This is a genomic window from Paenibacillus sp. S-12, from assembly GCF_030363895.1.
GTDB classification, from domain to species: Bacteria; Bacillota; Bacilli; order Paenibacillales; family Paenibacillaceae; genus Paenibacillus_B; species Paenibacillus_B alvei.
Genome location: NZ_JASIUF010000015.1, coordinates 85,176 through 104,715, shown reverse-complemented (window position 1 = coordinate 104,715; position 19,540 = coordinate 85,176). Strand labels below are relative to the sequence as shown.

18 protein-coding genes are annotated in these 19,540 nt (G+C 46.3%); 13 read left to right on the top strand and 5 right to left on the bottom strand.

The features are described 5' to 3' along the window. Positions 1 to 3: 3 nt before the first annotated feature. On the bottom strand, positions 4 to 237 hold the full coding sequence (locus NO352_RS14970) for a hypothetical protein (protein WP_005546051.1): 234 nt from the start codon (positions 235 to 237) through the stop codon (positions 4 to 6). A gap of 262 nt (positions 238 to 499) precedes the next feature. Here NO352_RS14970 and NO352_RS14965 point away from each other — a divergent pair, with 262 nt between their 5' ends. Continuing rightward, a complete protein-coding gene (locus NO352_RS14965; protein WP_005546053.1) occupies positions 500 to 697 on the top strand; it encodes a cold shock domain-containing protein in 198 nt (65 codons plus the stop codon). 492 nt (positions 698 to 1,189) lie between these two features. Here NO352_RS14965 and NO352_RS14960 read toward each other — a convergent pair whose 3' ends face one another. Together NO352_RS14960 and NO352_RS14955 are read right to left on the bottom strand one after the other, a co-directional pair. After that, positions 1,190 to 1,843, bottom strand: coding sequence for a nitroreductase family protein (locus NO352_RS14960; RefSeq protein WP_005546055.1), 654 nt, complete (start codon positions 1,841 to 1,843; stop codon positions 1,190 to 1,192). A gap of 93 nt (positions 1,844 to 1,936) precedes the next feature. Then, positions 1,937 to 3,133: an MFS transporter gene (locus NO352_RS14955; RefSeq protein WP_005546057.1), complete on the bottom strand. Its 1,197-nt coding sequence runs from the start codon at positions 3,131 to 3,133 to the stop codon at positions 1,937 to 1,939. Between the two features lie 193 nt (positions 3,134 to 3,326). Here NO352_RS14955 and NO352_RS14950 point away from each other — a divergent pair, with 193 nt between their 5' ends. The 6 genes from NO352_RS14950 to NO352_RS14925 all read left to right on the top strand — a co-directional run bounded on the left by NO352_RS14950 (position 3,327) and on the right by NO352_RS14925 (position 9,690). After that, complete coding sequence (locus NO352_RS14950) at positions 3,327 to 3,641, top strand: hypothetical protein (RefSeq protein WP_289356018.1); 315 nt, start codon at positions 3,327 to 3,329, stop codon at positions 3,639 to 3,641. Positions 3,642 to 3,770: 129 nt separating this feature from the next. After that, positions 3,771 to 4,853, top strand: coding sequence for a tetraprenyl-beta-curcumene synthase family protein (locus NO352_RS14945; protein WP_268622328.1), 1,083 nt, complete (start codon positions 3,771 to 3,773; stop codon positions 4,851 to 4,853). A 24-nt stretch (positions 4,854 to 4,877) separates the two neighbouring features. After that, positions 4,878 to 5,849 (top strand): 6-phosphofructokinase, encoded by a 972-nt coding sequence (pfkA, locus tag NO352_RS14940; RefSeq protein WP_163977954.1) that lies wholly within the window; start codon positions 4,878 to 4,880, stop codon positions 5,847 to 5,849. Positions 5,850 to 6,032: 183 nt separating this feature from the next. Beyond that, the gene (locus NO352_RS14935) at positions 6,033 to 6,239 is read left to right on the top strand and encodes a DUF3906 family protein (RefSeq protein WP_289356016.1); all 207 of its coding nucleotides are present in this window, start codon (positions 6,033 to 6,035) and stop codon (positions 6,237 to 6,239) included. Between the two features lie 40 nt (positions 6,240 to 6,279). After that, positions 6,280 to 6,819, top strand: a complete 540-nt coding sequence (locus NO352_RS14930) for an NADPH-dependent FMN reductase (RefSeq protein ID WP_005546067.1) — start codon at positions 6,280 to 6,282, stop codon at positions 6,817 to 6,819. A 504-nt stretch (positions 6,820 to 7,323) separates the two neighbouring features. After that, on the top strand, positions 7,324 to 9,690 hold the full coding sequence (locus tag NO352_RS14925; RefSeq protein ID WP_289356015.1) for a glycosyl hydrolase family 18 protein: 2,367 nt from the start codon (positions 7,324 to 7,326) through the stop codon (positions 9,688 to 9,690). Positions 9,691 to 9,749: 59 nt separating this feature from the next. Here NO352_RS14925 and NO352_RS14920 read toward each other — a convergent pair whose 3' ends face one another. Next, positions 9,750 to 10,136: a DUF3899 domain-containing protein gene (locus NO352_RS14920; protein WP_289356014.1), complete on the bottom strand. Its 387-nt coding sequence runs from the start codon at positions 10,134 to 10,136 to the stop codon at positions 9,750 to 9,752. Positions 10,137 to 10,633: 497 nt separating this feature from the next. On the opposite strand from NO352_RS14920, the gene NO352_RS14915 reads away from it, so the two are divergent. The 5 genes from NO352_RS14915 (at position 10,634) to NO352_RS14895 (ending at position 16,605) form a co-directional block, all read left to right on the top strand. Next, on the top strand, positions 10,634 to 12,418 hold the full coding sequence (locus NO352_RS14915; RefSeq protein WP_005546072.1) for a peptide ABC transporter substrate-binding protein: 1,785 nt from the start codon (positions 10,634 to 10,636) through the stop codon (positions 12,416 to 12,418). 68 nt (positions 12,419 to 12,486) lie between these two features. Further along, positions 12,487 to 13,434, top strand: coding sequence for an ABC transporter permease (locus NO352_RS14910; protein WP_262866557.1), 948 nt, complete (start codon positions 12,487 to 12,489; stop codon positions 13,432 to 13,434). Continuing rightward, positions 13,434 to 14,573: an ABC transporter permease gene (locus tag NO352_RS14905; protein WP_289356012.1), complete on the top strand. Its 1,140-nt coding sequence runs from the start codon at positions 13,434 to 13,436 to the stop codon at positions 14,571 to 14,573. The genes NO352_RS14910 and NO352_RS14905 overlap by 1 nt, the downstream gene beginning before the upstream one ends. Before the next feature lie 24 nt (positions 14,574 to 14,597). Further along, on the top strand, positions 14,598 to 15,647 hold the full coding sequence (locus tag NO352_RS14900; protein ID WP_005546076.1) for an ABC transporter ATP-binding protein: 1,050 nt from the start codon (positions 14,598 to 14,600) through the stop codon (positions 15,645 to 15,647). A gap of 1 nt (position 15,648) precedes the next feature. Then, a complete protein-coding gene (locus NO352_RS14895; protein ID WP_005546078.1) occupies positions 15,649 to 16,605 on the top strand; it encodes an ABC transporter ATP-binding protein in 957 nt (318 codons plus the stop codon). Positions 16,606 to 16,737: 132 nt separating this feature from the next. Here the strand turns inward: NO352_RS14895 and NO352_RS14890 are convergent, their stop codons facing one another. Then, the gene (locus NO352_RS14890) at positions 16,738 to 17,565 is read right to left on the bottom strand and encodes a YitT family protein (protein WP_005546080.1); all 828 of its coding nucleotides are present in this window, start codon (positions 17,563 to 17,565) and stop codon (positions 16,738 to 16,740) included. Positions 17,566 to 17,836: 271 nt separating this feature from the next. Between NO352_RS14890 and cshA the strand changes: the two genes are divergently transcribed. Beyond that, complete coding sequence (cshA, locus tag NO352_RS14885; protein ID WP_005546081.1) at positions 17,837 to 19,417, top strand: degradosome RNA helicase CshA; 1,581 nt, start codon at positions 17,837 to 17,839, stop codon at positions 19,415 to 19,417. Positions 19,418 to 19,540: the final 123 nt, after the last annotated feature.

Genomic DNA, 19,540 nt, shown 5'->3' with positions numbered 1-19,540 from the left:
CCTTTACACTTGCTTAAATCTGAGCATCAGCTCGTTCCATTCCTCTTCCTTGCCCACGAATTCCTCTTTAGGGAAGCGTTGTTCCGCCCAGTGCATCAACGCCGGACGGCTTAGGAAGTTATGACATTCCTCTCCCCATTGTTCGGATATTTCACGCAATACGATATAACGGCCCTGTACTTCAACCGTCAGCATATTCCAGTTATCCTTTTTATAAATAATGTGTTTTTTCATCATTTCAAAGCTACCTCGTTTCTTGGTGCAGGGCACCGTCAATCTAAGTTGTATACGGTATTGCCAAGCAGTTCGTCTTACCGATCATGATACCTTAGCAACTAGATGAAATCAAATCTGATTTCCCCAAAAACCGCAATATAGACGACTTTATTTGCAAGATCTTAAGAAATCTTTTTTTGTGGGAAAAGTTGCGTTTGACTTTTTGCTTAAGTATAATGTTACTATTCGCCTGTAAGGGCGAAGAAGTGAGGAGGTTTTGACCTTGAAAGGTACTGTAAAATGGTTTAACGCAGAAAAAGGCTATGGATTTATCCAAGTGGAAAACGGCGAAGATGTATTCGTTCACTTTTCCGCAATCCAAGGCGACGGTTTCAAAACACTTGACGAAGGCCAAGAAGTAGAGTTCGATATCACTGAAGGCAATCGCGGTGCGCAAGCAGCTAATGTCATTAAATTATAATGAGTTGTCCCGTTAAGGGCTGTCATTTATAAATAGTGCACTAGCAATGCCAAGCAGCCATGCTCCAATATGAGCATGGCTGCTTTTTTAGTAAGTCAGGTCAATACTCCATATCGTACGAGTCGAGCGAGCTGTATGGTGACAGAGACTCTGTGCTGATTTCCTTCTGGATGCGCAAGGATATGCAGGAAGACAAATCCGTTCCCGCGGAGTGTCATCCTGTTCGCAGGTAATACCCCACATGGAGACAGGTGCACCTAAGCGGAATGAGGTCATGATCATGACGGTTCCTTGCAATGCAAATGAAGAATCAACTGAGAACTATATACTGCGTCCTTCAATTGATGAAGTCGAGCTTGCCCATCACATGCTATACAACGATTGACGCATAGTAAAAGGAAAAGCCCCTTATGCTTCTCATTCGATGGAGAAGTGCAAGGGGCTTGCTTGGTTAGATCTGATAAACGTACATTCGTACATTATCGTGCTTTTTTAGTCGACGATTCGCAGGATGTCCTCGACAGGCTTGCGCGGCAGCTTGGCTGGCGTTTCGTGCGGATAGCCTAAGGCAAGCACCATGTTCACCTGACGATCTTCAGGAATTTCCAGTAAAGACTTGATTGCATCAGCTGCCAATAGAACAGGGCCGGTCATCGGACAACTAGCCAATCCTTGCGCATGTGCGGCTAGCATTAGATTTTGAATGGCCAAGCAGCTGCTCTTAATTCCTTCTTCTTCCCACACTGTATTTGGCACCAGTTGAATCGGATCGAAGATGCGCTCACGGAATTTCGAGGTATAAGGTGTTGCTAAGCATACAATGAGTGCTGGTGCGTCAGAAAAGGCTGTTGCATAAGGCCCGAAGGATTTGAGGAGCATTCTCGCTTCCTTGTTCAATCCTTGCTCCTCTGCAGTTTGTGCCCTGGCATGCAGCGCATCCCAAGTAAGCTGTTCAATTTGCTGAATGATGGAACGATTTACAATCGCAATAAATTCCCACGTTTGCGAGTTCGTATCGCTTGGAGCATAGCGAGCACAATCAATAAGCTCCTTAATGTCGTCTACAGACACGGGACGCTCATCGTAGCGTCGAACACTGCGGCGCCCATGAATGACTTCCTTTATCGTCTCATACGTAGTTGTCATATTGGTGACCCTCCACCGAACGAGTAGTATGATTCCTTTAAGACCTTGTATTAGGACCTACTACTATTATACGGTACACTTCAAAAAAAGCAATTAGCTTCCTTTGCGTAAAGTCCGTCTTGAACCAGTTTCATTCTGGCGAGCGATTACGGCCATGGTCAGAAAGCCGAGACAGGCAACGAAGGAAAAGCCAGCCGCAACGTCATAGAGCACATCCTTGCCGAAGGACTGCATTAAGATCCCGCCAAAAGTACCGCTAATAAGTCCGGCAATACTTGACCACACGATTGTGTACAGCGCAAGCCCGGTAGAACGATATTCATCTGGGATGACGCGGCTTATATATCGAACTGCAACGAAATAAAAAATACCGAACGAAACGCTGTGCAAAAGCTGAGTGGATACGATCCATGCGGGATCTTGCAGCACGGCTATAAGCAAAAGTCGAATGGTATAGGTTAATCCAGAGAAAGCTAATAGCGGAAGCTCCCTGAATTTCTCCCCATAGGCATTCAATAGGAAGAAGATCGGGATTTCACTCAGCGCAGAGAGCATCCAGGCCCAGCCAACCAATGATTCATCTGCCCCAATTTGGGACAATGATAGTCCAAGGAAGGCTTCATTCAGCCGATGTCCAATCGCAAGCAGCAATACGAACAAGAAGAACAACAGCACTTCCCGCTGCCGCAGAACAACCCATAGACCGGATAGCTCCATCTTTTTCATAGAAGCTCGCTTATCTGTGAGCGGGAAGGCAAGTCCTAGTGACAGCACGCCTAATAGAACAATGATCCAAATGCTATATGAGGCTCCTATTGAGCGCAGGACAAAGCCGAATAGAAGCGCAGATACCGCAAATCCGATAGAGCCGAATACACGAATGCCGATGAAGCTTTTGCCTTGCGATTGGGCGGTCATGATCGAGAAACTGTCGTTCAACGGATAGATCGGAAAGTAAAAGAAATAAAAACAAACGAGAAGCAGTGCGACGACTCCGTACGATGAAGCTTGAGCAAGCGTCACGGACAGAATAATTTGGGCAATTAGCAGTGTGATGAGTACCTTTTTTAACGTGCCAAGCTTGTCGCTCATTACACCCCAAAACAGATTGGATACAATCGAAATGAGCGGGCCAATGGAATAAAGAAGTCCGATTTGCACACTTGTGAAGTGCAGTGATTTGTAATAAAGCGGCAAATACGAAACAACGACCGAAGAGGTCATGAAAATCATAAATGTAAAGGCGCGCAGCCAATGCGCTTCTGTGTTCCGGGGTGCCGGATGCGCCATGTGTGTTCCCTCCATGAAGTAGATGAATGTATGTATAGCGGAGTTGTCAACTGAGCAAGTATAAATGGCATAATCCCTAGTATAGCATGCTTCTTCTGGAATGGGACGGTTTCGTCATTTACATCCTCTTAAGCGGCATGGTACATTAACAGCATTAATGATGCATCCTATTTACCGGAGGTGTGGCAGCATTATGAATGATTGGTTCGAATTCGATGAACGGCTGGGTATAGAGGTGCCTATAGTAGAAGATTCATGGGACGGACTGAGCTGGGACGATCAAGTGCTTATTATGGAAAAGTGGGAACACACTCGAGGTAGGATTCCCGACCGTATTAAAGAACTGGAACGTACGATTATTAGGAAGCAGAATGCGCTGAACGAGGAGGAGAAATTTGAGGCTTCCTGCCGGCTGAATAGCGAGATCGCAGAACTGGCTTCCCAGATTATCGATCTGAATTTATGGTACCGGGTTCATCAGGACGTAGATGCCAAAAATCACCACTAGTGATTATCGCATGCAATCGTTTGTGCAATTAGTCACTTCGTAATATAATAGGTGTGGTTAAAATGAGTACGCAATAAGTGTCAGTAACATCCCGTAGAAGTTGACCTACACAGAGGACGGAGGATTTTCTTGAATCAGGTGAGGCAACGCCGTACGCGAGCTCCGAAAGAGCCGCTCGGACTCATGTACCGCGTGTATAAGTACATATTGCCGGAGGTTCGTCAATCATTGGCAAATTGGCAGGCGCGGGCTGAGCGTATTCCGAACGAGGAGCTGCGCAAGCAGGCGCTCGCGAGCATCGCTAGCAAGCAGTTTCATTGCGAGGGCGGTGCGGTGTACGCTGCGGCTAGGTTAGATGTGCGCCATATATTGATCCCGCTCATTGTTGCTTTTCAAACGATCAGTGACTACTTGGATAACCTGTGCGACCGAAGCACCTCGATGGATGCGGATGATTTTCGCCTGCTTCATCAGGCCATGCTGGATGCGGTCCAACCGGACGAACCTCTGAAAGATTACTATGCGCTCCGTGACGATCGAGAGGACGGGGGCTATTTGCGTGATCTAGTATTGACGTGCAGGGAGTGTATCGCTTCACTGCCGGCATATAAGGTTGTGCAGTCGCATATTGTTCGTCTTGTCGGACTGTATACAGACCTGCAAGTGTACAAGCATATTCACCCGGATTCTCGGGAGCAGGCACTGCTGGATTGGTGGAGTTTGCATGAATCGGCTTTTTCGGAGCTGGGCTGGAATGAATTCGCTGCGGCGACCGGCTCTACGCTAGGTGTGTTCCAGTTGTTTTTGGCTGCGGCAGACGAGAGACTGACGCATGCTGAGGCAGACCGCATTCTAGAGGCATATTTTCCTTATGTATGTGGGCTGCATATTATGTTAGATTATTTAATTGACCAGGAAGAAGATCGTAGCGGCGGAGACTTGAATTTCTGCAATTATTACGACGATCAGAGCTTGGTCGTGAACCGGATTGGCCACTTTGCAGACCTTGCAACGGAACGAGTTAGCTCGCTGCCGGATGGACGATTTCATCGTATGATTATAGAAGGGCTGCTAGCTCTATATTTATCAGATCCGAAAGTAAGGGAACAGGCCGCGGTTCAACAAGTATCCAAGCGTCTCATGCGAAATAGTCCGCTTATGCGGTTATTTTTCTGGATGAACAGCCTCTGGATACGCAAACATATGTATTGAGGATAATGAGGGAGGAAACAAATCATGACTGCTGTAAAAAAGATTGCCGTATTGACTAGCGGCGGGGACTCTCAAGGTATGAACGCTGCAATCCGATCAGTAGTGCGTGCAGCTATATTTAATGGAATTGAGGTTTACGGAATTCAACGCGGATATCAAGGGCTTTTGAATGAAGATATTCGTCCGATGGACATCCGCAGTGTTGGTGATATCATTCAACGTGGCGGTACGATTTTGCAATCCGCTCGCTGTCAAGAGTTCAGAACGCCAGAAGGCCAGCAAAAGGGTGCGGACATTTTGCGCAAGCATGGCATCGATGGCTTGATCGTGATCGGTGGCGACGGTTCTTATCAAGGTGCGAACAAATTGAGCAAGCTTGGCATCAAGACCATGGGTCTGCCAGGAACAATTGATAACGATATTTCCTTTACCGATCATACAATCGGCTTCGACACAGCTGTCAGCATCGTAGTTGACGCGGTTAACAAGCTTCGCGATACGATGAGCTCCCACGAACGTTCTTCTGTTGTAGAAGTGATGGGCCGCCATTGTGGAGATATCGCGCTGTATGCAGGTCTTGCAAGCGGTGCGGAATCGATTCTTGTTCCTGAAGTTGATCATAACATTGATGAAGTTGCAGCCCGCATGAGAGAAAACTTCGAATGCGGCAAGCGTCACAGTATCGTTATCGTAGCGGAAGGCGTTGGACGCGGAGAAGATGTAGCGAATGCCATCATCGAACGTTGCCCTACTGTTGAGCCGCGCGTTACGGTTCTTGGTCATATCCAACGCGGTGGCGCGCCAACTGCATTCGACCGTATCCTCGCAAGCCGTCTTGGCGACTTTGCGGTTCGCAAGCTGATGGAAGGGGAATCCGGCAAGGCTTGTGGTATGATCAAAGGCGAGCTGGTGGCAACCGATATCGATCTTGTTGTGAACACGAAAAAGGAATTCAACATGGAGCTGTACGAATTGGCTACGCGTCTGTCTCAATAAGACGCTGCTTGTTCAAGCAGATTTGGATAAGCCCGGCTTGCCCGCATCATGCGGTCGGCCGGGCTTTTTGGCATGTCATTTATCGACTCGGGTTTGGATTAAGATCGCGTTCGAAGATTGTACAGATCTTGACGCCTTATTCCGGTTTTTTGTATGATGTGCGATAGGGAAGGGGATGGAAAAATGTACATATATCGGTTGGAAGCGTCATCGATGCAAGGGACGTTCGTATATGTGCTCACGGCGGATACAGAGGAGCAAGCGTTTCTGTATGCGGAAGCACATTTCGAGCGGGAGCTTCCTGGGCTGAAATGGGAAGAATTGACCTTGCTTGAGAAGAAGCGCTGCGTCAATGGCAGCGGTTATATCATCCCCGCTCGAGATTCATAGATGCTTGGCAGCCGAATTATGATAGAAGGGGAGTGCGATCATGCGTATCGTATGTATAGCAGGCAGCAATCGCAAGGAAGCGACAAGTGCGCAGCTTGTCCGTTATGTAGCGGCAAGTTTACAAGAAAGAGGACATGAGGCGAAAGTCATTGACTTATATGAGCTTCCGCTTCCTCTCTATTGCCCGGATGATGCAGAGGAGCATGAGAATGTGAAGCTGCTGAGAGAGTCCGTTCGAGAAGCTGATGCTGTCGTTCTGGCTACGCCAGAATATCATGGCAGCTTGTCTGGCGTACTGAAAAATGCAATCGACTATTTGAGCTTTGATTATTTCAACAATAAGGTTGTCTTGTCGATGAGCTCTGCCGGCGGTGCGGTTGGCGTCAATTCTTTAACGCACCTGCAGACGATTATTCGAAATGTACACGGTATTAACTGCCCAGAATGGATTTCTATCGGCGGAGATGCTAGACAGTTCACTGAAGAGGGACAGCCTGTACAAGAACAGGTGATTCAGCGTGTACAGAAGACATTGGACTATTTCCTGAAACTGTCTAAGCATACACGTGATCTGGCATAACCGATACCGATATTGTTAAGGGGCAACTATAACAGTCCATCTTTACAGGAAGAGAATTCGTCTTTTCGTTATGTCGGGGAGCAAGTGAACGCAAGGATCGTTTCTGATCACGGCTCCCTGATTAGATTAAGTCTTTCATTCATTAAATCCGCTTAAATACGGTTTTATGAAGTAGCGTTGCCTGACAAGTACATAAGTTTGCAAATAACGCAAGGAAAAAGGTCGAGTTCTAGGTGGATTGTAATCAGCCCCTGACTCGACCCTTTTCATATTTAAAAACGCCTCACAGGCAGTAAACAACCTACTTATGGATCCCCATTTTTCTGAAGAGTTAGCCTTTAGTTCTTAGCATCCTTATTTTTACATAAAATGAACCGTTTAATCGTTTATCTTTTAGATTCTCCGTTCTATTTTGCTCTTGAGGAGGTGAGGCAAGGTATTTGTCCTTAATTTTTCCATCAGCAATCAGCTTGCTGTGAATCTCAAAGTGAAAGGGATGAAAGAATGTACAAAACGAAGTCGCCGATCGGCATAAGAAAACATGCGATGCGGATTTTTCTTTTATTTGTCGTACTGCTTGTTATGATGAGTGCCTTATTCTGGCCGGGAGGAGGCTCCGGATTGGTGTCAGCCTTTTCTTCTGATCTCCCAGGCACAAAGGCGTCATCGTCTTATAAATCGGTGGCCTATTTTACATCATGGGGAATCTATGGCCGGAATTATCAGGTTACGGATATTGATGCTTCAAAGTTGACGCATTTGAACTATGCTTTTTTTGATATTTGCTGGAATGGTAAGCATGGCAACCCTTCGACCTCTTCGGATAATCCAAATAAGAAAACTTGGTCATGCACAGATCCTGGGGTTCCGCTGCAAAAGGGGAATGTCCCTACTGGAGCAATTGTATTAGGGGAACCGTGGGCAGATGTGAATACAAATTTTGGAGGCGCTCTCAATCTTCCTTATGAAGATTGCCAAAAAGGGAAGTGCGGAAATATCGCTCGTTTAAAACAATTAAAGTCTAAGAATCCGCACTTGAAAACACTTTTTTCAGTAGGCGGGTGGACCTGGTCCAATCGCTTCTCGGATGTGGCGGCAAATGAACAGTATCGCATCAATTTTGCTAAGTCTGCAGTCGATGCCATTCGCGAATACGGCTTTGACGGTATCGATATTGACTGGGAGTATCCAGGCGTGGAAGGAATTAAAGGCAACAGCTACAGTCCAAATGACAAATTTAACTTTACAAAGCTGCTCGCAGAGGTGCGCAAGCAGCTTGATGCAGCAGGAGCACAGGATGGCAAGCAATATTTGCTCACCTTGGCTACTGGTGCCTCGCAGCGGTATATTGATAATGCAGAGATGGATAAGGTGATGCAGCTTGTCGACTTCATCAACATTATGACGTACGATTTCCACGGAGGTTGGGAAAAAGCGACGAATCATACTACTGGCTTATATGAAGATCCACGTGACCCGGCAGCGGCAACCAAATTCTATGTTGACGGAGCGATTCAAGTCTATGAACGCGCAGGGGTGGATTTGAGCAAAGTCGTAATGGGGCTGGCGGTTTACGGTGTCGGTTGGAAAGGATGCGATCCGGGACCGAACAACGACGGCCTGTATCAAGCTTGCAAAGGAGGTTGGGATGGCAATGTGCGTCCTAACGGCACATGGGACAACTGGGAGTCTGGAGCTTCAGGAGTGTTTGATTACGGCGATGTAGCGGCCAACTATGTAAATAAAAACGGATATCAGCGCTATTGGAATGATTCCGCGAAAGTGCCGTACCTGTTCAATGCAGCAACGGGCGTATTCCTGTCCTATGACGATAACCAATCTATAGGGTATAAGACGAGCTACATCAAATCCAAGGGGCTTGGCGGTGCTATGTACTGGGATTTAAGCTCGGATTGCCGCACTAGCTCCAAATATACGTGCTCAGGGCAAAAGATTGTAGATAAAGTGGCAGCGGATTTGGGGATATCCGGCACTAACCCTGGCAATGAACCGCCTACAGTGCCGCAAGGACTATCGGTTGTGCAGGCAACGTATAGCTCAGTGACGTTCAAGTGGAATCCATCAATAAGCAATGTGGGGATTTCCGGATATGAAGCATACAAGGATGGAAACCTTGCACTGTCCACATCAAAAACAGAAGCGACGATTACGGGATTAACGGACAATACGGAATACCGTTTTACGGTGAAGGCGAAGGATACGTTAGGCAATCGATCCGAGGCGAGTGCTCCGCTGCTTGTGCGTACAGCCAACAAGCCTCCTGTAGATACGGATCCTCCAAGTGCTCCAACTCAAGTTGTGGTAACCGGCAAGACGGATACGACAGTGTCCCTATCCTGGTTGCCTTCGACGGGAAAAACGAGCGTGGTTAGGTACGAGGTATGGCTGTCTGGAGGGACGGTTGCTCAAGCGAAGGGGACATCGGTAACCGTTACAGGTCTGACTCCTGAGACTTCTTATTCATTTACGATAACCGCCGTTGACACGTTGGGCTATCGATCCGAGCCAAGTCAACCGGTAACGGTCGTGACAGATAAGTCTACGAAGCCGGATGTAAGTTTTATTTTTACTGTTACGAGCGATTGGGGGAGTGGGTATAATTTTCAGGGGACATTGACCAATAATGGTTCCGCGGGAATCTCGAATTGGCACCTGGAATTTGACTACAGCGGCTCTATATCCCAGATATGGGATGCCAGAATTGTAAGCCGCAATGGCAATCACTATATTATTGAATCGGCAGGCTGGAATGACAGTATACCATCGAAGGGGAGCATATCTTTTGGCGGTGGCGGAAGTCCGGGAGGAAACAGCTTACAGCCATCCAATATCGTGGTCACATGGAAATGAGCGTTCAAAGTGACTAAAGAAGGGGAGTTAATCCCCGTTCTGTTATGGAACGGGGATTGTTATGTTGCGAAGATTGCCAGTATGCAGGAGCACAGCAGCAGCGGAATTGAAAACAGATATAATATTTTACTGGACCATTGGTTTGAACGAATCAAGTCAGCATATTCATGCAAGGCCATTCTCTTTTGAGGCTGCCCAGCCAGCGATGCGTCGCCAGAATCGTAATGAAGCGCCTGTTCCTTTTCCTTCTTCTTGCGATGGAGGTGATAACTTAATGATTTAAAGAAGCCGATGTTCCGCACGTAAGTGAGCAAGGCGATTAATAGGTAGATAAGACCAATGATGAAGAACGAATTGGACAGGTTGATAAGCAGGGAATTGTGACCGTTCAAGATGGAATAACCAACTGTAAATAAGAGGGTTACAAGAAGCAGCAGTCGATTCATGGCGAAACTCCTTTCTTTGTGAACTCGCTCGGTGTCTAGCTGTATTGGAGGCTTTCTGGCGATGACGAGTGAGAAGATATTTTGGTGTAATGAATATGATAGATTCGTCATAATCTATCATATTTCCTCCTATTTCCGCATTTTCTCGAGTATTCTAAGGAATATTCTATGATTTATTTCTTGACTATAGGTATTTAGTTTGATAGCATTTATAAAAAACTATTACATAATTTACCTCATAAGTATGCATTTGATCGTTGTCGATTCGTGGTATATATGCATATCCAGTTACCGACGTGTAATGATCTTCCTCAATGAATCGGCTCTCTGTCTAGTTTCAAGCCTACAACAATGTCAACGCATTCATCCAATCCAAAGGCCCATTATTTCACACGGTGTCAATTTTATTGGCGCATGCGGCCCAACGTTCTTTCTACCTTGTTACCCACATACTTTACATAATGAATTGAAAAAATGAGAAATCAGGAGGGGATTGTATGAAGCTGCCAAAAAAACCGTTCTTGGTTGTTTTGGCTATCATGATGATGCTAACGTTCGCGGGTTGCTCGGGCGGGAGCGGGAATGCCGGACAAGAGAATCAGGGGAGCAAGGAGAATGAAGGTAAGGTTGCGACCGATTCGAAAGGCACTGCAAGCGATAAGCCGAAAGTCTTGCGTCTTGCAACTATGGGTGCGGATACGTTCAACCAGCATACATCCGAAAATGCCACAAACTCGGATATGATGGAGTATATTTACGGAAATTTATTGGAGCTTATCTATGACGAAGCAACGGACAATATTAAATTTGTTGGCAATCATGCGGTTGATCTGCCAACCACAACAGATCATAAAGTATGGACATTCAAGTTAAAAGAAGGATTGAAGTGGACGGACGGCACGCCGATTACTGCGAAAACTTATGAATACTCCTATAAAATGCTGCTCGATCCGAAGCTAGCCAATAGAAATGCTTTCATATTGTTTGACAACATCCCCGTTGTAAGCGCTAACAAATATTTTAAGGGCGAGGCAAAATGGGAAGATGTCGGAATTAAGGCCAAAGACGATGCCACGCTGGAAATTACGTTGGAATCCGAAATGCCGGACATCGATATCTTAACTGTCTTTGCGGGCGGTGGATCGACATCCCCCGTTCACGAGAAATTGTACGAGGGCGGCATGAAGTCTGATCGCAGTGAAACGACGTATGGGACTACGAAAGAACTGGTGCCTTCTTCCGGGACGTATCGCTTGACCGAATGGGTTCGCGATCAGCATCACACGTTTGAAAAGAACCCGGATTCGCCATTGGCTGCAATTTATAAGCCTGACCGCATCGAAACCCGAGTTGTAACGGAAAGCTCGACCCGTGTTCAATTGTGGGAAAAAGGTGAAATTGACTCCGTATCGATTAGCGGCGAACAATTCGATAAATACGGCGAGGATCCGCGGGTCGTCTATACAGAAGCAGATGGAGTTTGGGGCTTCTATGTGAACTCCGAATCGGACAGCAACCCGATCTTGAAAAACAACGATTTCCGCAAAGCGCTATACTATGGAATCGATCGCGATAAAATTGCCAAAGGTATTTTTAAAACGTTCAAATCGGCACCTTATTACATTTCTTCAGTTTGCATAGTTGGAGATTACAAAGAGGGCAAGCGCTATCGCGATTCTGAAGAAGCAAAGTTAGCAGTAGCTCCAGGAATGGGATATGAGCCAGATAGAGCGAAGGAATATTTTGAAAAAGCGTATCAGGCGAACGGCAACAAGAAAATCACGGTTGAAATCACATACTTCGATGCGCAGGAAACGATGAAACGCACAGCAGAAGTGACGCAGGAAATGTACGAAAACCTGTTCGGTAAGGATAAGCTTGCCGTTAAGCTTAGAGCGATGCCGCCGAGCTCTGCTTATGACGCTTACAAAGAAGGAAAATACGAATTGGGCATTGGCTCCATGACCCAAAATGCGTTCAATCCGTGGAGCAGCATGAAGGTATGGAGGGAGGACTTCCCGAACCGTAGCCATCGCTTCGCCAGTGACGCATTCGATGCATTGCAGAAACGGACTACGACAGGCGATTTGCTGTTGAAGCCGGAAGAACGGTTAAAGGCATTAGGCGAAATGGAGAAAATGCTGGCTGATTATGTGCCACAAATTCCGCTCTTCCAAAACAACAATGCAGTGATCTATCAAGATCGAATTCATTTGGCCACAAAAGGAAAATACCTCCCGGGAGTCAAGTTTGCCATCCTGCAAGCTGACATTGTGGACTAATACCAGAACTAAGGAGACCTTGTGGTAACGCAAGGTCTCCTACCTTGCGGAAAAGGAGTCCCAGGCTTATGTTACGATACATATCGCAAAGACTGATTGCCATGGCTATTACTCTATTTCTGATCATTAGCCTATTGTTTTTTTTAATTCATGCCATGCCTGGCAGCATCGTAAATGATCCGCTGCTGCCTACGGACGTTCGGGAACGGATCGAAGCCAAATATCATTTGGACAAGCCGCTCATTGTCCAATATGGATATTTCCTAGGGGATTTCCTTACATTTGAATTCGGGGATTCGCTTAAAGTGCAGCCGAAAGTACCAGTATTCAATATTATTAAGGAAAAACTTCCAATCACGATCCAGTTAAATGTTATGGCGCTTCTATTTACGCTGCCAATAGGTATTATGTGCGGAATTATAGCAGCATTGAAAAAGAATACGATGACCGATCACGGGATCAACATGATGGTCGTGCTGTTCATATCCGTTCCTTCCTTCGTATTTGCAGCATTATTGCAATATGTAGTGGCTTACAAGTGGGATTTGCTGCCGATCTTGCTATCGACGGATCAAGGGATTACCTGGGACAAGTTTAAATCCATGATTTTGCCGGTGCTGGCGTTGTCCTTTGGCGAAATTGCGATTATAACACGGTATTTGCGGGCTGAATTATGCGAAACAATTAATTCTGATTATATGCTGTTGGCAAGAATGAAGGGCCTATCGCATATGCAGGCCACCGTGCGCCACGCGATTCGCAATTCGTTCATTCCGCTCTCGAATATTATTATTCCGATGATTTTTTCCATATTGTCGGGAGCGATCGTAATCGAGAATATTTTCAGTGTGCCTGGGCTTGGCTCTCTATCTGTGAACTCCATTAACTCATTGGATCATCCGCTTACGATTGCCGTCATGTTCTTCTATTCTTTAATTGCTTTAATCAGTATTCTGATCGTGGATTTATCATACGGAATTATTGACCCGCGCATTCGAATGGGAGGGAAGAAATAATGAAGATAAGCCGGAATACAGATAACAACACGGAGCGGAACCCATTCGAATTCGTCCAACGGGACAAGCCAATCGCGGATGAGAAATTTGAAGGAAAGGCGATTGGATTTCTACAGGATGCGATGCTGCGATTCCGCCGGAATAAAGCTTCCACCATAGCGGCAATTGTGATTGGCATTATCGTACTGCTTGCTATAATTGCTCCGATGATCAGTTCTTATTCCTATCGGGAACAGCATATAGAATGGAGCTTGCTGCCCCCGCGCGTCCCGGTGCTGGAGAAGCTGGGAATATGGGATGGAACGAAAGTTATGGACGTGAAAAAAACGAGTATGGAAGAAAAATATAAAGGTTCGATCGTGAAAGTGCTTAAAGAATACGAACTTGATTACCGCGGTAATAAAATTCCGATGGTACAGGCCAAAGTAGATATTTATCAGTTAAAAGAGGCGAAGGATAAATATTTCTGGATGGGCACTGATGCATTGGGGCGCGATCAATGGACGCGTTTGTGGAAAGGTACCCGCATCTCTCTCTTAATAGGATTTATGGCTGTACTCATTAATATGCTGGTTGGCGTCACGTATGGTTCGATCTCCGGTTACTATGGCGGTGCGGTCGATATGATCATGCAGCGAATTATAGAGATATTGAGCGGTGTACCTGGCTTAGTCGTCGTAATCCTGTTTGTTATGCTCATGGGTGCAGGCATAACGCCGTTTATATTAGCGATGGTTGTTACGGGCTGGATTGGCATGAGCCGCATGATTCGGGCACAATTCTATAAATATAAAGGTCAAGAATATGTATTGGCATCCCGTACGATGGGAGCGCGGGATCGTCTCTTGATATTCCGGCACATTATGCCGAACGCAATCGGTCCGATCATTACACAAGCGACGCTCGCAATTCCAGGTGCTATTTTTACGGAATCATTTCTTTCCTATTTGGGACTCGGCATCGCAGCCCCTGAACCCTCCATCGGCGTCTTGCTATCGGAAGGTCAGAAGGTGTTGCTCGAACATCCTCACCTAACGCTATTTCCTGCAATTATCATTTCGATCTTAATGTTGTCGTTCAATATGTTCGGAAACGGCTTGCGGGATGCATTCGATCCGACTTTAAGAGGCCAAGAATAATAGCGAATAGCGGGGGGAGTTAGGATGACGACACACAACGATATGATTCTTCAAGTAAATGATCTGCATATCTCATTCAATACATTTGCGGGAAAGGTGCAGGCCGTGCGCGGGGTCGACTTTGAATTACGCAAAGGCGAGACACTGGCTATCGTCGGTGAATCAGGCTCGGGAAAATCCGTAACGAACAAAGCGATTGTCGGGATTTTATCAAAGAATGCTGTTATCGAACGCGGCAGTATCAAGTATCATGGGCAAGATGTAACGAAGTATACAGAGAAGCAATATACGGAAATCCGGGGCTCTAAAATTTCCATGATTTTTCAGGATCCGCTCTCTTCTCTAAATCCGGTAATGAAGATCGGCAAACAGATTATGGAGGCACTTCGTTCACAGCAGCTAAGCAAAGCGGATGCTAAAGCCAAAGCGCTGGAGCTGATGGAGGCTGTAGGCATTCCGAATGCGGAGAAGCGATTCCATCAATATCCGTTCCAGTTCTCAGGAGGAATGCGTCAGCGTATCGTTATCGCGATTGCCCTTGCATGCGACCCGGAGGTATTGATATGCGATGAGCCGACGACGGCGCTTGATGTTACGATTCAGGCGCAGATTCTCGATCTGATTAAGGAGATCCAGAAGGAACGGCAGTTGTCCGTCATATTCATTACGCACGATCTTGGGGTGGTGGCTAACGTCGCGGATCGTGTGGCCGTGATGTATGCGGGCAAAATCGTCGAGCATGGAACGGTGGACGAGATTTTCTACAACCCGAAGCATCCTTATACTTGGAGCTTGCTTGTGTCCATGCCTGATCTGGGGACGAGCGCATCCGACGAATTGCTCGTTATACCGGGCACGCCTCCTAATATGCTGCATCCGCCCAAAGGAGACGCCTTTGCTCCACGCAACCGATATGCGATGAATATTGACTTTGAAGAAGAGCCGCCCATGTACAGAATAAGCGACACGCATTATGCCGCGACGTGGCTTCTCCATCCGAATGCACCGAAGGTGGAGCTTCCGGATGTATTGAAGAGACGAATTGAGCAGCAAACGGAAAGGCTGGTGCGATAAGATGACGAATGTAATCACTCGCGATCCGGTGTTGGAAGTTAAGCATTTAAAGCAATATTTCAGCAGCGGTTTTGGCAGAAAGAAAACGGTGGTCAAAGCAGTCGATGACATTAGTTTTACGGTGTATCGCGGCGAAACGTTTGGGCTTGTAGGTGAATCCGGCTGCGGCAAGACAACAACGGGCAGAACGATTATCCGTCTGTATGAGCCTACGGACGGAGAAATTTATTTTAATGGCACGCTCATTTCAGGAGCCTTGACCAAGGAGCTCAGAAAAGAAGTGACGCGCGGCATGCAAATGATTTTTCAAGATCCAATCGCATCACTGAATCCTCGAATGACCGTGAAGGAAATAATTGCGGAGGGCTTAAAAATTAATAAGCTTTGCCGCAGTGAGCAGGAAAGTGTAGATATGGTCTATGACATCCTAGAGACAGTTGGATTGACCCGGGAGCATGCAAGTCGATATCCGCATGAATTCTCAGGAGGACAGCGGCAGCGCATCGGAATTGCTCGTGCGTTAATTACAAGCCCTGATCTGGTAATTGCAGATGAGCCAATATCCGCACTTGATGTATCGATTCAGGCGCAGGTATTGAATTTGCTCAATCGGCTTCGTAAGAAGCTTGGACTTACGATTCTATTCATTGCACATGATCTGTCCGTCGTTAAATATTTCTCTGACCGGATTGGCGTGATGTACAATGGCAAGATTGTGGAGTTGGCCAAGGCAGATGATTTATATCGACAGCCAATTCATCCTTATACGAAGTCTTTGCTTTCTGCCATTCCGCATCCAGACCCTCATCACGAACGGAATCGCAAACGAATCTATTATAATCCAGGCGTACATAATTATAGTGCAGAGAATCCAAGCTTGGTTGAAATTATGCCAGAACATTATGTATATGCCTCTCCATCTGAAGTCAAAAAGTATAAGCAGGAAGCTGGAAAGTAAGGCTCTGCATCGTGTTTGCTCTCATTCGCATCGCACAACAAAGCCCGTCCATTTACGCGGACGGGCTTTGTTGTATTGCTGACAACGATTCATATGCATATGTACGGCTTGTACAGCTGGTAACTCAATAGCCTATCTATTCTTTGGCCTTCGGAAATTGCCAATGACCCCGACAGTTTCAACAATATTAACAAAAGCCTTTGGGTCATTTTCGCGTATAACCCGTTTCAATTCCGTCAATTCATAGCGTGTGGTCACTGTCATTAGCATATCCTTCTCAATATCCGTAAATGCACCTGTGGTTTTAATGACGGTAACTCCGTGCGGCAAGGACAGCAGCTTGTTGATCAGAGCCTCTTTATTTCGCGTAATTATGAATACCGTTACCTTATAGTGGTTAATATAGATGGTTCCAATCACTTTTCCGGTTGTGAAAATAGAGACCATGGAATAGAGTGCCAGTTCCCATCCATTCGATAAATATCCATGAGTTACGATTACAGTTGCGTTCATTCCAACCAAAATGTTCGAAATTGAGAAATCGCGATATCTGGTTACAATAGAACCGATAATGTCGAATCCACCTGATGAGCCGCCTACTCGTAGTGATATTCCACTTCCTATTCCGACTAATGTTCCCCCAAAGACCGCGGATAAAAGCGGTTCGTTGGCAACAGCTTTTACCGGAAATATAGAAATGAAGTAGGTTGTCGCGACAACACTTATCAAACTGTAACTGATAAAGCGCTTGCCAAGGACGAACCAGCCCCATATGATAAGCGGTAAATTATAGGCGAAATACAAAAAGCTCGGATTCCACTTCGTTAAATAATTTGTAACAAGCGATAATCCAGATACGCCGCCACTAAGCAAATGGTGGGGCATTAAGAACAAATTGAATGATGCAGCGATGAGCGCTGCCCCGGCAATTAACAAGATAATATCCAATATGCGTTTCAAGCAATGTCACCTCAAAACGTAGTATAAGTTAGTTCGCATCTGGTATTCTTCAATATTTATGTGTTATAATATGCTGGATATTCTTGAGTAGGCTTTAGTTACCAACGATGTACATGAATTTGACGCGGAGCTCACGCTACACAATAAGAGTGTCCCTCCGCATTGTATATGAGAAGACGGTTGACTGAAAGTGCCATTCGTCACCATTGTCGCGCTACTTAAGAATACAGATAAGGCTGTGGATTGTCCACAATGAAGGAGTATGAATATTTTGAAGACATTTGCAGAATTTGGCTTGGAGCCGAAAGTGCTTCAGGCGATTACGGAATTAGGGTTTGAAGAATCGACTCCAATCCAAGAGAAAGCGATACCTGTAGCGATGACCGGACGAGACCTTATCGGACAAGCGCAGACGGGTACGGGGAAGACGGCTGCTTTCGGTATCCCGTTGATCTCGAAGATTGATCCAACTGAAGAACGTGTAAAAGCTTTGATTATGACACCAACTCGCGAATTGGCGATTCAGGTTGCTGATGAAATCGGCAAATTGACTCGCTTCAAGGGTGTGCGTTCATTGCCGATTTATGGTGGACAAGATATTGGACGACAAATTCGTGCTTTGAAAAAACATCCGCAAATTATTATCGGTACACCTGGTCGTTTGCTTGATCACATCAACCGCAAGACAATTCGTCTTGATGATGTAGCAACCGTTGTATTGGATGAAGCAGATGAAATGCTTGACATGGGCTTCATGGAAGATATTACTTCCATTTTGAGCCTCGTACCTGAACAACGCCAAACCATGCTTTTCTCCGCAACAATGCCACCGAACATCCAAAAGCTTGCTAATCAATTTCTGCGCGAGCCAGAACATGTATCGGTAATGCCTAAACATGTGAGTGCACCACTCATTGATCAAGCATACATTGAAGTCCCTGAGCGTGTGAAATTCGACGCATTAAGCCGTTTGCTCGACATGGAATCTCCAGAGCTTGCTATCGTATTTGGACGTACGAAGCGTCGTGTAGATGAATTGTCTGAAGCATTGCAAAAACGTGGATATTCTGCTGACGGGCTGCATGGTGATTTGTCCCAGAATCAACGTGATACAGTTATGCGCAAGTTCCGCGACGGCAGCATTGATGTTCTCGTTGCAACTGACGTAGCTGCGCGCGGATTGGACGTATCAGGTGTAACACATGTTATTAACTTTGATTTGCCGCAAGATCCGGAATCTTATGTACACCGCATTGGTCGTACTGGCCGTGCAGGTAAAGAGGGTAGTGCATGGTCCTTTGTAACGCCTCGTGAGATTGATCATTTGCACTTCATCGAGCGCGTTACTCGTCATCGCATTCCTCGCAAGCCGATTCCTAGCCTTGCAGAAGCGATTGAAGGGAAGCAGCGTATCATTGCAGATCGCATTCTTGATGTACTCAAAGATGGAGAACTGAATGAGTACAAAAGCATCTCTATCGAATTGTTGGAGCAGTATGACTCCGTACAATTGTTGTCTGCAGCATTCAAGATGCTGACAGGCGATAAGAAGGATGTAGCCATTTCCTTGACACCGGAAGATCCAATCCGCGTGAAGCGTCGCAAGCCGGATCTTCGTTCCAGCGGACGCAAGATGTCTGCGCCTTACAACCGCAATGGCCGTTCCGGTGGCGGACGCGACTATCGTGGCGGACGCGATGGTGGCCGAGATGGCAACCGTGGCGGTTACAATCGTGACGGACGCGGTGAGCGCTCTGGACGCAGCGATTCCCGTGAGCGTAACTACAGTGGTGGAGATCGCCGCCCAAGACGCTTTAACAATGAGGAAAACCGTAACAAGCGCGACGAATAGGTAAGGCAATGGATGGAATGGTGAATGTGTTTCGTTGATCGTAGAGACCGCCCCGAATGGAGCGGTCTCTTTTTGCTTGTACATAGACAATTCAGGAGTGAGGATGGTTTACTATTCCAAAAG

Bases quoted from the DNA above. Each gene is read 5' to 3' on its own strand.
- NO352_RS14920 (WP_289356014.1), bottom strand. From the start codon at position 10,136: ATGAATCGACTGCTGCTTCTTGTAACCCTCTTATTTACAGTTGGTTAT.
- NO352_RS14930 (WP_005546067.1), top strand. From the start codon at position 6,280: ATGCGTATCGTATGTATAGCAGGCAGCAATCGCAAGGAAGCGACAAGT.
- NO352_RS14960 (WP_005546055.1), bottom strand. From the start codon at position 1,843: ATGACAACTACGTATGAGACGATAAAGGAAGTCATTCATGGGCGCCGC.
- NO352_RS14955 (WP_005546057.1), bottom strand. From the start codon at position 3,133: ATGGCGCATCCGGCACCCCGGAACACAGAAGCGCATTGGCTGCGCGCC.
- NO352_RS14970 (WP_005546051.1), bottom strand. From the start codon at position 237: ATGATGAAAAAACACATTATTTATAAAAAGGATAACTGGAATATGCTG.
- NO352_RS14895 (WP_005546078.1), top strand. From the start codon at position 15,649: ATGACGAATGTAATCACTCGCGATCCGGTGTTGGAAGTTAAGCATTTA.
- NO352_RS14910 (WP_262866557.1), top strand. From the start codon at position 12,487: ATGTTACGATACATATCGCAAAGACTGATTGCCATGGCTATTACTCTA.
- pfkA (WP_163977954.1), top strand. From the start codon at position 4,878: ATGACTGCTGTAAAAAAGATTGCCGTATTGACTAGCGGCGGGGACTCT.
- NO352_RS14925 (WP_289356015.1), top strand. From the start codon at position 7,324: ATGTACAAAACGAAGTCGCCGATCGGCATAAGAAAACATGCGATGCGG.
- NO352_RS14905 (WP_289356012.1), top strand. From the start codon at position 13,434: ATGAAGATAAGCCGGAATACAGATAACAACACGGAGCGGAACCCATTC.
- NO352_RS14935 (WP_289356016.1), top strand. From the start codon at position 6,033: ATGTACATATATCGGTTGGAAGCGTCATCGATGCAAGGGACGTTCGTA.
- NO352_RS14900 (WP_005546076.1), top strand. From the start codon at position 14,598: ATGACGACACACAACGATATGATTCTTCAAGTAAATGATCTGCATATC.
- NO352_RS14950 (WP_289356018.1), top strand. From the start codon at position 3,327: ATGAATGATTGGTTCGAATTCGATGAACGGCTGGGTATAGAGGTGCCT.
- NO352_RS14915 (WP_005546072.1), top strand. From the start codon at position 10,634: ATGAAGCTGCCAAAAAAACCGTTCTTGGTTGTTTTGGCTATCATGATG.